The organism is Lutimonas saemankumensis, from assembly GCF_020171465.1.
In the GTDB taxonomy this organism is placed as follows: domain Bacteria; phylum Bacteroidota; class Bacteroidia; order Flavobacteriales; family Flavobacteriaceae; genus Lutimonas; species Lutimonas saemankumensis.
Map to the genome: position 1 here is coordinate 56,933 of NZ_JAIUZR010000006.1, position 13,975 is coordinate 70,907.

The window sequence follows — 13,975 nt, forward strand, 5'->3', positions numbered from 1 at the left end:
AAAACCCATTATTAAATTTTGAAAATGAAGAAAATAGCTGCGATTTACTTAATGACGCTTTTCTTAATGAGCGGAGCGATTTATGCACAACACTCGATTATCCCGGTTCCCAGATCATATGAATTAACAGAAGGTGAACTGGTTATTGATAATGGGCTGGAAATCATTTTAATGACAGAAAATGAAAGTTTGAAAGAGCAGGTCACTTTGTTTGCTTCTCAGATGAAAAATTCGGGAATTGAATTTTCAGTTGGCCAAAGTGAAGCTGGCAAAACACTGAAGATTGGTTTGAATGATACAGTTCTGGATACGCTTGGAACGGAGGGGTATCAGCTGGTGGTTGAAGATACAGGTATGCTGCTTACTGCAAATACTGTGGCAGGTACGTTTAACGGACTGCAGACCATAAAACAGCTTTTACCCGTAAAAAGGGAGACTTCAAAAGAAGGTGATCTGCTTCCAATTACAATCAAAACATGTGTAATAGAAGATGCTCCAAGATTTGGCTGGAGGGGCCTGATGCTAGATGTAAGCCGACATTTCTTTACGGTTGATGAGGTTAAGGCTTATCTGGATCAGATGGCGGAATTCAAGTTCAATGTTTTTCACTGGCACCTTACCGATGATCAGGGGTGGAGAATTGAAATCAAGACCTTTCCCAAATTAACAGAGGTAGGAGCCTGGCGCGTGGAAAGACATGGTCGTTTTGGTTCTGAGAGGGCAGCTCCCAAGAAAAGCGAGAAAACCACTTATGGAGGTTTTTACACTCAGGAAGAGGTAAAAGATATTATTGCCTATGCCGCTGCGAGGAACATCACAATAGTTCCTGAAATTGATGTTCCCGGACACAGTATGGCCCTTCTTGCTGCCTATCCACAGTATTCAACGCGTAAGGAGTTTAAACATGTGAACCCGGGATCAAAATTTGTAGATTGGTATGGTAATGGCAAATTTAAAATGCTTGTTGAGAATACCCTGAATCCGGCAGACCCTGCTGTTTATGCCTTTTTGGATATGATTTTTGAAGAAATTGCTAATCTGTTCCCGGGAGAATATATCCATATGGGAGGCGATGAATGTTATCACGGCTTCTGGGAAGAGGATGCCAAGGTAAAAGATTTTATGGCAAAGAATAATATCAATAACGGCGATGAATTACAGAGCTATTTTGTAAAAAGAGTTGAGAAGATCATCAGCAGTAAAGGTAAAAAGATGATTGGATGGGATGAAATTCTTGAAGGTGGCTTGGCTGAAGGTGCCGCGGTGATGAGCTGGAGAGGGATGAAAGGAGGAATCGAAGCTGCAGGTATGGGCCACGAAGTAGTAATGACACCTACAACATTTGCTTATCTTGATTATACTCAGGGAGATTACAGTGTTGAAAATAAAATATATGCAGATCTTTCCCTTGAAAAATCATATAGCTTTGATCCGGTTCCGGAGCTGGTCCTTGACCCTGATCTGATCCTTGGCGGGCAGGGGAATTTATGGACCGAAGATATCCCTTCGCTTTCCTTCGCTTTTTATATGACCTATCCGAGGGCACTGGCTTTATCAGAATCGCTTTGGAGCAATAAATCAAACAAAGACTGGGATAATTTCCTGGAACGTACCAGCGCTCACCTGGATCGATTTGACGCCAAAAACATCAGCGCGGCCAGAACTCTTTATGAGCCGGAAGTCCATGTTTACAAAGAGGGTAGTAAACTGATGTGTGAGCTTAAAAATTATTTCTCAGATATCGATATGTATTATACCATTGACAACACATACCCTGTTAGTTTCGGTCAAAAATATGAAGGCCCTTTTCAAATTCCGGCAGGAAATTTAAAGCTTAGGGTACAGTCATTCAGAAATGGAGAACCCATTGAAAGATTGCTGATCATAAACAGGAAAGATCTTGAAAGCAGGGTTAAATAATTTTTTTCATAAAGTTTTTCCCTGTCAGGGCAGATACTGTTAACAAGCCTGAAAAAAGAGCTCCACCAACCCCTGCAGTCACTATATCCTGACCTGTCAGGTAAAAATTTTTCACCGGGGTTCTTGGGACAAGAAACTTTTGTCGGAATCTGCCAGGACTGTGATCTAATCCATAGATCTCGCCCTTGCTGTAATTCATGAAATGTTGCGTCGTAAGAGGACTGCTTAATTCATAATGAACGATTTTTCCTTTTACCTGGGGTAGTTGTTCGTATAATTTTTCAAGAAGTCTTTTTGAAATTTTTTCCTTCAGTTCCTTATAAGCCTCGTCTCGTTTCATCCATTTGGAACCCTCCCATGCTTTAAAAATATCATAGGGCAGCAGGGTGATAATGTCAATGGTGCTTTTTCCGGGATATCTGTTGATCCAGTCCGGATCCTTTGCAGCTGGGAAGGAAACATAGACTACCGGAAATTCAGAATCAATGTTCTCCAGGTAATTTTTTACTGAAGTATCGTGATCTGTGCTTTCGGGATAAATCCAGAGATTGGTTTTAGGTAGCTTCAACTCCTCGGGGCTGCCTTCAAGCCCGATGTACAAACAGGCGTGTGAGGCAGAAGGATTGACCTTATTGACCTGATCATCCAGTTTGTGTTGTATGATGATCTCTTCGGGAAGTAACTTTTCATAGGTTGTTTGAAGGCCTGCCCCGCTAATGACGTGGTCTGAGTTAATTATTCGTCCATCCGTCATTTCCACGCCAATGGCCTTGTTATTTATGATATGAACGTTTTTAACTTCCGCATTGATAATGATAGTTCCTCCGGCTTTTTCTATAACAGGGTCAATCGTTTTGACAATCTGAGATGATCCGCCAACGGGAAAACTCCCTCCACCAAAATAGTGTTTGGCTACTGTGGCATGCATAAAAAAACTGCTCTGTTTAGGTGGTAATCCATAGTCGCCGTATTGTCCCGTCAGAACCTTGATCAGTTCCTCGTTTTTTGTAAGACTGCTGATGACCTCATAAGTCGTTCGATCTGCGTATTTAAAAAATGGATTGGACATCCATTTATAAGTGAGTTTTGAGATAAAAGGAGGCAGGGCCTTATTCATGTAAAATTTTCCCGCAGTTTTGTTGGCGCTAAAAACAAGATTGATGTATTTATCAATGGCTTGTTCTTCCTCCGGGAAATAACTGATTAGTTTTTCTTTGAAATTTTTCAATCCCTTTACCAGATCATAGGAACGATCCCCGATAATAATTCGGTCATAAACCTCCCCCATGTCAGCCCATTTCAGTTGACCATTGGTAACATAGTCAAATAATTTTTTCATGGCGCTTTTTGGACGCTGCATATCGCCGATATAGTGAATTCCGACATCCCATTCAAAGCCTTTTCGTTTAAAAATATGAGTATACCCACCAGCTGTGTAGTGACGTTCGAGTACCAGGACCTTGTGTCCTTCTTTTGCAAGTATGGCTGCAGCCGATAAGCTGCCCATACCGGATCCGATCAGAATAGAATGGTAATGATCGTCGATCTGAGGGTTCTTTTTATAGGATTGAATCATTGGATAGGATTAAGCGTTTAAGATACAAAAAAAGCATATCCTAATCTTTGGAAATTGCCTCCTTCATATTTTACACGCATTTAGGAATCAATTCATTCTTTCCTTTTCTTAGCGGGTAATACTTCTTCCGGGAACGGGAATACAATCGTGGAATTCTTTTCACTTGCTATGTTCGATAAGGTCTGATACAACCTGAGCTTGATCGCTGAGGGTGACTCATCAATTACCTTACCCGCCTGAAGTAATTTATCTGCTGCCTGTTTCTCTGCCTCCGCAAGAATAATTCTGGCTCGTCTTGATCTTTCAGCTTCGGCCTGATTGGCCATGGATCGCTTCATATTTTCCGGCAGTTCGATATCTTTTATTTTGACATCTTGTATTGAGATACCCCAGACTTCTGTTTCCAGTTCTACAATTTCTTTGATATTTTTTCCTATTTCTTCCCTTTTAGACAGAATGGTGTCCAGCTCCACTTTACCACATACATCCCTAAGGGTTGCCTGAGCCATTTGAGAAATGGCAAAAACATAGTCTTCAACTTCAAGGATCGCTTTTGTGGCATCATCAATTTTAAAGAACAATACGCCATTGATATGGCAGGGAACATTGTCCTGTGTCATTACCTCCTGTTTCTGTATATTAATGGTAATCACCCGGATGTCAACAAGTTGAATGCGTTCTACAACAGGGATAATCCATCTGAATCCAGGCTGTAAAAGTGAAACATATTTTCCGAATCTGAATTTAACGGCTCTCTTGTATTCATAGACAATACGAATACCGGCCAAAATAAAAATTGCAACAAATACGAGAATAAGATTGATCGGGTTCATAGGAATGCATTTTTTGGTTAATGAAAACACTTAAAATCAACCCTTTAAAATACAAAAATTTCATGGTATCCCCAAGCTATTTGAAGGCTATTTTTTGGCCGCTCATTATTTTAGCAGCCATTCCAGTTCCGGAAACTTATCAAAGTATTCCTTGAGTAGGGCCTCATTGTAGGCATCACTTTTATCCAGGTTTGAGCTCAGTAAAACAGGAGGAGTTCCCCCCATCTTTTTTATATTGACGATGATCTCTGAAACAAGGAGCTGAATGATATAGGCTCCTGTAATGGTCGAGGTGGCCCCAAAGGTGTAGGGTTCCCCTTCCATACTCATTGCGGCATCCCCGGGAAAACCGCAATTGTCTATGATATAATCAGATACTTCAAACAATTTTTTTCCGCTTTTGTGCCTCGATTTAATGGATTTGCTATGGGCTATGTTTGTAATGCATATGACCAGGAGCCCCTCTTTTTTCGCTTCGATAGCCATTTCAATGGGAACCGGATTCCTTCCTGAATTGGATATGATGATAATCACATCTTTTGGCCTTACCCCGTTTAAGGTCAAAATCGATTTAGAGATTCCCTCAATGCGCTCCAAAGCGGTGCTTTTCCATTTGGTTCCGTGTAACATGAATTCAGGTTCAAGGATTCCTTTGGCGGTAAAAAGGCCACCAGCACGGATATATAATTCCTCAGCAATCACATGGGAGTGCCCTGTTCCGAATCCGAATAGAATAGATCCGTCTAATGTTTTTTCTGCTATGAGCTTTCCTAAATTCTGGATCATGGGAAGCTGTGTCTCCATGATCCTGGACAACATCTCACTGATGATCGAATGAAATTCTTTCGATTTGTTCACAATACTAAACTTTAATAAAAATCTTCTTTTTGTATAGAATATATGCCGGGATAAAGCAAATCAAGGTATATACGATCGACCAGAGAAATGATGCCAATTCAGGAACCATTCCCGCATTGACCAATCCGTTATAAAAAAATCCTCTCACTCCCATAATATCGTTTAAAAGCCATGGAAACATTCCGGCAAAAACATAAACCGTAATGGCATTACTTCCATAGATAACACCAAATTTAGCAGATTTGTCATATCCCATGACATCTACCAGTAAAATACAGGCTGCTAATGCCATAAAGGCCCAGCCCGAAGTAAAGAGTACGTATGAGCTGGTCCAGAGATTTTTATTGATCGGGAAGAACAGATCCCATAGGTATCCTCCAACTACACATAGCAAACCGATCAGGAAAAGATAATTTAATTTTTTTTCAATTTCCATATCCTGTTTCAGCAATTGCCCGGCAAACATCCCGGTCATCCCCGTTACAATGGCGGGAATTGTACTTAAGAGTCCTTCCGGATCCCAGGTTCCCTGCCACATTCTCAAAGGTATAACAATACTGTCGATCCAGGCTGCAAGGTTTTTCCCCGGTTCAAGAACACCTGCTCCTAATCCTGGAACTGGAATCAACATCATCGCAAGCCAGTAACCGACAAGAGCAGCTACCGCTATTTTTAATTGAGTTTTCCAATTCACGGCCAGGAATATATGAGCGCATACCAAATAAACGATGGCGATTCGCTGAAGTACTCCGGGAATTCTTAATTCGGCGAAATTGAAATCAGGAAAAAGGTTTAAAAGTATTCCCAGTGCGAAAATTTTAATGGACCGGATCCATATTTTTTTTCTCATTTTCTTCTTGTCCGCTCCGGCATCAAGTTGTTTGTAAGAGGATAAAACAATAGATACCCCCACGATAAACAGAAAGAATGGATACACGAAATCCGTTATCGTGATTCCATGCCATTCGGCGTGGGCGAGGGGCCAGTAAATATGTTCCCAGGACCCTGGGTCATTTACGACGATCATAAGAGCTATGGTAAGCCCTCGAAGCATGTCTAAAGAAATAAGTCGCTTGTTTGAATCAAAAGTGCTCATGGTGCAAGATTTAAATTGGTGTTTTTAGGTTGGCTCGTCCGACTTCCTCGTCCTTCTGAATTAAAGGCCCTGAGTTTGACAGGTATTTGATTGATTTTTAAGGGTTCACTGTACAGTGCTGAATCCGGCCCTGGCTCAGAACCGTCCGTGGTATATCGAATCTCCAAACCTGGATAGGCAGAATTCGCAAATAAAAAACCATTTTGGACCTTTGCTCCGGGAGGAGGTATGCGATAATTAAATCCGCCAAATAATGAATTTAATCTTTTCATTTCAGTCTTCCCAATGGTATTTGCCATCTGATTCCAGCCTTCCTGTATTTTTTTGTCTCGTAATTTTTTGTCTTCAATAGACTCCCAATCTCGTTCCCTGGCCCAAGCTGATTCTGCAAATCCAAGAAGCTTGGGAAGTAAATAATATTCAAGCATAGAGGAACCTTTTAACGTCTCACTCCAAAGTTGAGCCTGAATTCCAAGAATGTTTTTTTCTCCTTTTTTTGTCAGCCGTTCCATATTTTTGAACGATTCTTCCTGATCGATAGGCGTATAGTAGGAATCATCTCTTGTTGTGGTATGGAACACATTATAAGGGGCATATTCATAAGCATTCCTCGTATTGACGAAACCAGCCCAATACAAGCCTGGTTCTTCAGGGTGTTTGTCGTAGGCAAGGTCAAAATAGAAATTGGTAACAGGACATAAGACTACCGGATAACCTGCGTTGGCCAGTTTATATCCAAGATCCTGAGCGCCCCAAAGGTTGTTCCATATGTAAGGAACTACCTGACCTCCGGAAAAATCTTTGTTTACAACTTTCTCGCCCTCCTGATTCTGAAGAACGGTTTCTTCCCATCCGGCGATGGTTAAATTCCTTTCTTGCAACATTTCAACAACACGATTGAAAAAATAAGTGTGAAGGTTTTCGGCATCCATTCCCTCCATTCCTTTAAGAAGATCATCACAAATTGGAGATTTCGTCCAGGGTCCAACCGGCACCTCATCACCACCAACATGAAAATATTCTAAGGGGACTTCAGCCTCCTTATAGTAACCCACGATCACATCAACCACTTTTTCGTAAAAACGATACACGGATTCTCGGCAAACACAGGCAACGTTATCTTTGAAACTTTGGGCAGATGAGTACACAGATCTGTCATCAGGGTCTATGAGCCTGTATCGATTTGCTTCCTGCTCATCTCCCAGTTCCATGTATTTTTCATAGCGTTTTTCCATGGATTTGATCGCCGCGCGGGCGTGACCAGGAAGATTTACTTCAGGAATAACCTTGATATGCCTTTCATGGGCATATTTCAAAATTTCGATAAATTCTTCTTTGGTATAAAACCCTGATCCATGACTACCCTCTTTATAAGCAAAAGGCCCCGAACCGTAAGATGGATGTAATGCGGCTTCATTCATGGATGCATGCTGTCGCTGTGCACCTACTTCCGTAAGCTCAGGAAGCCCTTCTATTTCCAGCCTCCATCCTTCATCTTCAGTGAAATAAAAAAGAAAGGTATTGATCTTGTAAGTGGCAAGGATATCGATCAGTTTCTTAACGGTTTCCTTACTTTGAAAGTTTCGCCCAACATCAAGTTGAAATCCCCTGTAACCAAACCTTGGATGGTCCTCTATTTTTACATGAGGCAGTGAGATCTCTCCTTTACTTACAGGAGATTGATTTGGAAGTGCAAGTAAACTCTGGATAGCATAAAAGGCACCAGCCTTGGTTTGTGCTTTTATCCTGATTCCCTCGCTGTCAATTGATAATTCATAACCCTCATCACTCGCTGATGTGTTCTGGAGTTCTGATCTGATCAAACGTATGTCTGCCTCAGCTTCCTTTTTAATTTCGCTTGATACCTCAAATCGATCTGTCAACGCATTTTGAAGATAATTCAATTCACTGTTGAATTCTTTGTCGCCCCATATCCTCACTAGCTTCTTCAGTTCCAGTGTGCCCTCTGACCTTTCCGTATCGTATGGGCTCGGGATGATCTTACTAAATTCATTCGATTTTAATTCAGAGATAATCTCGTTCTCAGAATACAGATTTTCACTTTCCGGTATGGGTACAAAATCATTCCTGGACCTGTGGATTTGCTCTGGCCTGGAGAATTCTATGACCTTAAAATTTTCAGCCTCAAAAATTCTTTCACTGGTCTGACCCTCATCAACAACAAAATAAGGCCCCAGAGGAACGTCTGTGTTTTTTATCAGGGCATCCTGATAAAAATAGTCAATATGAAGGGTGTCTTTGGGGTGCAGAATAAAGTCTTCTGAATTTGGGGAGAATTTAAACCAATCTCCATTGATATGAGTCACCTCACCCAGGTTGTTTTTCTCTTTGCGAGGCATGACATTGGCCTGGTTAAAGTAGAGGGTCCAGCTGCTGCCCATGAGCTCACTATTGGATTTATTGATAAATGTAAACCTTGCATGACATCCCTCTTTTTCCAGATTACTGACTACTTCCCAGTGAATTTCCAGGGCTTCCAGGGCTTCTTTGTTTATATCAGTTTCACAGCCCAGGAGCGTGAAAAAAACAATGAATTTTATTATCCTCATAGAAGAAAATTATGAAATGAAAAATTAATTCTATGCCGGGGGATTTCAGGGTATAATATTAGTCAAATTATTAAATTCGACAAAGGCTTTTCGGCAGAAGGATTAAGTCTGTGGTTTATCGACCTAAAATTGATGACGGACATCAATTGAATCAAAAAATGAAATTATTATTAATTAAAAATTGTTTACTTTAGTGTCAATCGATCCCCGAAATTTCTTCATTTTCGAGGAGTTTTCAGGATCGCAACGAATCATTAACCAAACTTTTTAAAAATGAAAAAATTATTAGCAGAATTTATCGGTACCCTTTGGCTGGTGCTTGGTGGATGTGGTAGCGCTGTTCTTGCAGCTGGTTATCCGGAACTTGGAATTGGATTTGTAGGAGTCTCTTTAGCTTTTGGACTAACGGTTTTAACCATGGCCTATGCCATAGGGCATATTTCCGGTTGTCACCTGAACCCGGCAGTTTCCATTGGCCTTTGGATGGGGGGACGATTCGATAAAAAGGACCTTATACCTTATATTATTGCTCAGGTACTTGGAGGAATTGCAGGTGCAGGGATCTTGTATTTGATTGCAAGCGGTAAAGAAGGTTTTGATCTTGTAGGAAGTGGTTTCGCCGCAAATGGTTTTGGAGAGCATTCACCAGATGGATATGGCATGACCGCTGCCCTTGTAACAGAAATTGTCATGACCTTTATGTTTTTGATTGTCATTTTAGGGGCAACACATTCCAAGGCTCCAAAAGGATTTGGAGGGTTGGCAATCGGACTCGCACTTACATTGATTCACCTGATCAGTATTCCCGTTACAAATACTTCGGTCAATCCGGCACGAAGTACAAGCCAGGCACTATTTGTAGGAGATTGGGCTCTGGGTCAATTATGGTTGTTTTGGGCAGCTCCAATAATCGGTGCTGTCATAGCCGGTTTGGTTTACAAATTCATGTCACCCGAAGAAGCTTGAGGCTAAAATTGTTTATGGGCCTATGATTAAAAAACATGCGAGTTCTGTTTCCTTGTTCATTGTAATTCTTTTGGCTTCATGCAAAACTGAAAGCAAACAGGTTTTTACAATAGCTGCTGCAGCAAATCTCCAGTTCGTTATTGAGGAACTCGTTGAGAATTTTTCAGAGAAAACGGGAACGGAATGTCAGATTGTAATGAGTTCCAGTGGAAAACTCACGGCTCAGATCATGGAGGGTGCCCCCTTTGATCTTTTTCTTTCTGCGGATATGAAATATCCCTCAGAATTGTTTAAAGAGGGATTCACGCTTTCTAAGCCTATTACCTATGCCTATGGGAATCTGGTTTTGTGGTCCGTTAAGAAGGATATTACACTTGACCTTGGCGTTCTAAGTTCGGGACATCTGGAATTCGTGGCCCTGGGAAATCCCAGGACTGCGCCTTATGGTGTCGCGGCCATGAATGTGATCAATGGTCTTAATTTACAGGATCAGCTCCGGGAAAAACTTGTTTTTGGAGAAAGCATCGGGCAGACAAATCAATTTATTATCTCAGGAGCAGCAGATTTAGGATTTACTTCAAAGTCAGTTGTTCTTTCAAACAAAATGAAGGATGTAGGAACATGGGTCGAAATTGATGAGAGCCTTTACGATCCGATTGCTCAGGGAATGGTCATTTTAAAAGTTAGAAATCAATTCATGGAGGATGCAAATAAATTCAAAGATTTTCTTCTTTCTGATGAAGGAAAAGTAATTTTGCATAAGTTTGGATACCGTACAGAACTAAAGTGAATATACTCTCAGGTAAAATAGCCAACATTAATGTAAATGGAGATCTTTCCATAGTGAGGGTGCATGTAGGATCTGAAATCTTTTCTTCGATCCTTATAGACACCCCGGATACGGCAGACTATCTCCAGGTGGGTAATGAAGTTAAAGTCATTTTCAAAGAAACCGAAGTGATATTAGGGGTTGGAGATATGAGGGGGATTAGTCTAAGAAACAAACTCAAAGGAAGAGTTTGCAATATTGAATCGGATACTTTATTAAGTAAAGTTTCCATAGAAACTGAAGTTGGCCGTATTACTTCCATTATTACTTCAAATGCTGTTGAGCAGTTGAACATCAAGAATAATATGGAGTTGACGGCTATGATAAAAACCAATGAATTGATACTTGCAAAATGATTGATTGGAACCCCTTGGTAATCACATTTAAGCTGGCCTTGATAACAACCTTATTACTGCTTCTTATCTCAGTGCCATTGGCCTACTGGCTGGCTTATACCAGATCAAAGATCAAACCTTTTGCTGAGACTCTGGTTAGCATGCCGCTGGTCCTGCCACCCACTGTAATTGGTTTTTATATGCTTCTAGCTTTTAGCCCGTCAAATGCCTTTGGTACCTGGCTGGATGAATGGTTGGGCTTAAGACTCGTGTTTTCTTTTGAGGGACTGGTACTGGGCTCCATGATTTACAGTTTGCCTTTTATGGTCCACCCGATACAGGCCGGTTTTTCCAATTTATCACCTTCCCTCAAGCATGCCTCATTTATTATGGGTAAATCCAGGTTCAAAACCTTGATCAGGGTGTTATTACCAAACATCAAACCTTCAATTTTAACAGGAGTTATCCTGGCTTTTGCCCATACTATAGGAGAATTTGGTGTTGTCTTGATGATTGGAGGAAATCTGGCGGGGAAAACAAAAGTGGCTTCGATTGCCATTTACGATGAGGTTGAAAGCATGAATTATGCCACTGCCAATACCTATTCACTGGTTTTATTTGCAATTACCTTTGTTATTTTGCTTTTCGTCTTTCTGGTTAATGGAGGCTATTTTTCTAAATTTAAGTCTAATGATTGAATTCAGTCTAGAGAAATTATTGCAATCGCCCGATGGTGAGATGAAACTCGATGTGAATTTAAAGCTGGAGGAAGGAAGCCTAATGACGATTTATGGAAAGTCAGGTGCGGGAAAAAGTACTTTGTTAATGCTTCTTGCGGGATTGCTTACTCCGGATAAGGGAAAGATAAGTTATGCCGACAATATATGGCTGGATACAGAGAATGGAATTTCTCTTTCCCCTCAAAAAAGGGAAATCGGATTTGTGTTTCAGGAATACGCTCTTTTTCCCAACATGACGGTTGAAGAAAATTTACGGTACGGACTGCGAAAAGGACAATCCGAAACTATGGTGAATAAACTGGTGGAGATTGTTGATCTGGGACAATTGAGAAATAGAAAGCCTCATGCTTTATCAGGAGGTCAGAAGCAAAGGGTTGCCCTGGCCCGAGCCCTGGTGAGTCGCCCAAAACTATTGTTGCTTGACGAGCCTCTGTCTGCCCTTGATCAAGAAATGAGATCCCGATTGCAAAATTATATCCTTGAATTGCACAGGGAATTCAATTTAACCACCGTATTAATTAGTCACGATGTTTCTGAAATCATCAGGTTGTCTGATTTCATGGTTCAGCTTGATAACGGCAAGGTTATCAATAAAGGAGTTCCCGCAGATTTATTTACCAGTGACAGAGTTAATGCAAAGTTTCAGTTCACGGGAGAAGTCATCAACATGGTCCGTCAGGATTTTATTGTTATTGTAACGGTTCTTATCGGGAAAGACCTTGTAAAGGTCATTGCCAATGACCAGGAAGCTGCAGAACTTAAGGTTGGGGATAAAGTACTTATTGCTTCCAAGGCATTTAATCCTATCATCCACAAGATTAGTTAATCGAACCGGGCCTTTTTCAATACGTTATAATTAAGTTAAAATTCTTTTCTATGTTAACTATATTCAGTAATTTCAATAGTTGAATTAAAGCCTAAAATATTTTGTCATGACATTGATAAATAACAAGTTAAGTAATAATGTTGCCGCATTATTTTCAAGTTTTATATGCCTTGCGATTTTTCTGGTTTCTCATCACGATTTGATCGCCCAGGATACGGGTTCTCCGGGTTATGGAGAATACAAAGGAATCATTATGGATGGGAAGACTAAAAAATCACTGGAATACGCTTCGATTACTGTCAGTAATTCAAATATTTCAACGATTTCAAATCTTGAAGGGGGCTTTTTGTTAAAGGTTCCGGACAATTTGAAAAATGAAAGCGTTATCATCAGTTATCTGGGTTATAACAATAAAGTGATCCCGTTGAGTAACTTCGGTCAGGAGGTTATGAAAATAAGTATGGAAGAATCTTTTGAGAAGCTTCCGGATGTGAATTTGGTGGAGGTTGAACCGGTAAAAGTCATTAAAAAAGTTATTGAACAAAGGAAAACCAATTCCTATCAGGATCCGGTTATTGTAAAAGCGTTTTATCGTGAATCTATCAAGAAAAGAAGAACGTATGCCTCATTGTCCGAGGCTGTCGTAGATGTGTACAAGAGCCAGAGAGGAACACAAGGAGATTACGCCGAACTTGAAAAATCAAGAAAAAGTACCGATTACAGAAAAATAGACACGCTTGTGATCAAACTTCAGGGAGGTCCCTATAACAATCTCAGCATGGATATGATGAGAAACAGTGATTTGTTTTTTACTGGTGATATGTTTGAGATCTATAAGTTTTCCTTTGATAAAATAATCAGTCTGGACAACAGAAATGTCTTTGTGATTGATTTTGTTCAACGCCCTTCCATCGTAGAGCCATTTTACGAGGGGAAATTGTATGTTGATACAGAATCCTACGCTTTGGTGAAATCTGTTTTCAGTTTAAACCTGAGAAACCTGGAAAAGGCCAAAAAGTTCTTCGTAAGAAGAAAACCACCAAACGCTGATGTGATTCCAATGGAAACCAAATACATTATTGACTATAAGGAAACAGGTGGAAAATGGCATTTTAGTTATAGCAGGATCGAGCTTAGCTTTAAAATCAAATGGGATAAAAAATTATTTAACTCGGTGTATAATGTTGCCATTGAGATGGCCGTCACGGATTGGAAACCGAATACTCAGGACATTTCAGTTAGAAACAGGGACAGGATGAAAAGGAATGTCATTCTTACGGATGAAACCTCAGGTTTTTCAGATCCGGAATTCTGGGGTGAACTCAATGTTATCGAGCCTGATAAATCCATAGAGAACGCTATTAAAAAAATACAGAGAAATTATAATCGCTAAGCGTCCGGAACTCACTGTAAGCTTAAGTTTTAA

The 13,975-nt window shown here is 40.5% G+C and carries 12 protein-coding genes; 7 read left to right on the forward strand and 5 right to left on the reverse strand.

From position 1 onward, the window contains the following. Positions 1-24: 24 nt before the first annotated feature. Positions 25-1,920, forward strand: coding sequence for a beta-N-acetylhexosaminidase (locus LCM02_RS14505; protein WP_224931589.1), 1,896 nt, complete (start codon positions 25-27; stop codon positions 1,918-1,920). Here LCM02_RS14505 and LCM02_RS14510 read toward each other — a convergent pair. From LCM02_RS14510 to LCM02_RS14530, 5 genes are all read right to left on the reverse strand, one after another. After that, a complete protein-coding gene (locus LCM02_RS14510) occupies positions 1,913-3,496 on the reverse strand; it encodes a phytoene desaturase family protein (protein WP_224931591.1) in 1,584 nt (527 codons plus the stop codon). The genes LCM02_RS14505 and LCM02_RS14510 overlap by 8 nt on opposite strands. 92 nt (positions 3,497-3,588) lie before the next feature. After that, positions 3,589-4,329 (reverse strand): slipin family protein, encoded by a 741-nt coding sequence (locus LCM02_RS14515; protein WP_224931593.1) that lies wholly within the window; start codon positions 4,327-4,329, stop codon positions 3,589-3,591. 105 nt (positions 4,330-4,434) lie between these two features. Then, positions 4,435-5,187, reverse strand: coding sequence for an SIS domain-containing protein (locus LCM02_RS14520; protein WP_224931595.1), 753 nt, complete (start codon positions 5,185-5,187; stop codon positions 4,435-4,437). 4 nt (positions 5,188-5,191) lie between these two features. Further along, positions 5,192-6,283: an acyltransferase family protein gene (locus tag LCM02_RS14525; RefSeq protein ID WP_224931597.1), complete on the reverse strand. Its 1,092-nt coding sequence runs from the start codon at positions 6,281-6,283 to the stop codon at positions 5,192-5,194. Further along, the gene (locus tag LCM02_RS14530; RefSeq protein ID WP_224931599.1) at positions 6,280-8,853 is read right to left on the reverse strand and encodes a family 20 glycosylhydrolase; all 2,574 of its coding nucleotides are present in this window, start codon (positions 8,851-8,853) and stop codon (positions 6,280-6,282) included. The genes LCM02_RS14525 and LCM02_RS14530 overlap by 4 nt, the downstream gene beginning before the upstream one ends. A gap of 273 nt (positions 8,854-9,126) precedes the next feature. Here LCM02_RS14530 and aqpZ point away from each other — a divergent pair, with 273 nt between their 5' ends. The 6 genes from aqpZ (at position 9,127) to LCM02_RS14560 (ending at position 13,942) form a co-directional block, all read left to right on the forward strand. Then, a complete protein-coding gene (gene aqpZ / locus LCM02_RS14535; protein WP_224931602.1) occupies positions 9,127-9,819 on the forward strand; it encodes an aquaporin Z in 693 nt (230 codons plus the stop codon). A 22-nt stretch (positions 9,820-9,841) separates the two neighbouring features. Then, a complete protein-coding gene (gene modA / locus LCM02_RS14540; RefSeq protein ID WP_224931604.1) occupies positions 9,842-10,609 on the forward strand; it encodes a molybdate ABC transporter substrate-binding protein in 768 nt (255 codons plus the stop codon). Continuing rightward, positions 10,606-11,004, forward strand: a complete 399-nt coding sequence (locus LCM02_RS15965) for a TOBE domain-containing protein (protein ID WP_224931606.1) — start codon at positions 10,606-10,608, stop codon at positions 11,002-11,004. The genes modA and LCM02_RS15965 overlap by 4 nt, the downstream gene beginning before the upstream one ends. After that, positions 11,001-11,681, forward strand: coding sequence for a molybdate ABC transporter permease subunit (modB, locus tag LCM02_RS14550; protein ID WP_224931608.1), 681 nt, complete (start codon positions 11,001-11,003; stop codon positions 11,679-11,681). Before LCM02_RS15965 ends, modB begins: the two co-directional genes overlap by 4 nt. Beyond that, positions 11,674-12,549, forward strand: a complete 876-nt coding sequence (locus LCM02_RS14555; RefSeq protein ID WP_224931610.1) for an ATP-binding cassette domain-containing protein — start codon at positions 11,674-11,676, stop codon at positions 12,547-12,549. Before modB ends, LCM02_RS14555 begins: the two co-directional genes overlap by 8 nt. 106 nt (positions 12,550-12,655) lie before the next feature. Beyond that, on the forward strand, positions 12,656-13,942 hold the full coding sequence (locus tag LCM02_RS14560; RefSeq protein WP_224931613.1) for a carboxypeptidase-like regulatory domain-containing protein: 1,287 nt from the start codon (positions 12,656-12,658) through the stop codon (positions 13,940-13,942). Positions 13,943-13,975: the final 33 nt, after the last annotated feature.

What these genes read in the sequence shown, in the direction of transcription:
- LCM02_RS14560 (WP_224931613.1), top strand. Translation starts at nt 12,656, where the DNA reads ATGACATTGATAAATAACAAGTTAAGTAATAATGTTGCCGCATTATTT.
- modA (WP_224931604.1), top strand. Translation starts at nt 9,842, where the DNA reads ATGATTAAAAAACATGCGAGTTCTGTTTCCTTGTTCATTGTAATTCTT.
- aqpZ (WP_224931602.1), top strand. Translation starts at nt 9,127, where the DNA reads ATGAAAAAATTATTAGCAGAATTTATCGGTACCCTTTGGCTGGTGCTT.
- modB (WP_224931608.1), top strand. Translation starts at nt 11,001, where the DNA reads ATGATTGATTGGAACCCCTTGGTAATCACATTTAAGCTGGCCTTGATA.
- LCM02_RS14530 (WP_224931599.1), bottom strand. Translation starts at nt 8,853, where the DNA reads ATGAGGATAATAAAATTCATTGTTTTTTTCACGCTCCTGGGCTGTGAA.
- LCM02_RS14525 (WP_224931597.1), bottom strand. Translation starts at nt 6,283, where the DNA reads ATGAGCACTTTTGATTCAAACAAGCGACTTATTTCTTTAGACATGCTT.
- LCM02_RS14510 (WP_224931591.1), bottom strand. Translation starts at nt 3,496, where the DNA reads ATGATTCAATCCTATAAAAAGAACCCTCAGATCGACGATCATTACCAT.
- LCM02_RS14515 (WP_224931593.1), bottom strand. Translation starts at nt 4,329, where the DNA reads ATGAACCCGATCAATCTTATTCTCGTATTTGTTGCAATTTTTATTTTG.
- LCM02_RS14555 (WP_224931610.1), top strand. Translation starts at nt 11,674, where the DNA reads ATGATTGAATTCAGTCTAGAGAAATTATTGCAATCGCCCGATGGTGAG.
- LCM02_RS14505 (WP_224931589.1), top strand. Translation starts at nt 25, where the DNA reads ATGAAGAAAATAGCTGCGATTTACTTAATGACGCTTTTCTTAATGAGC.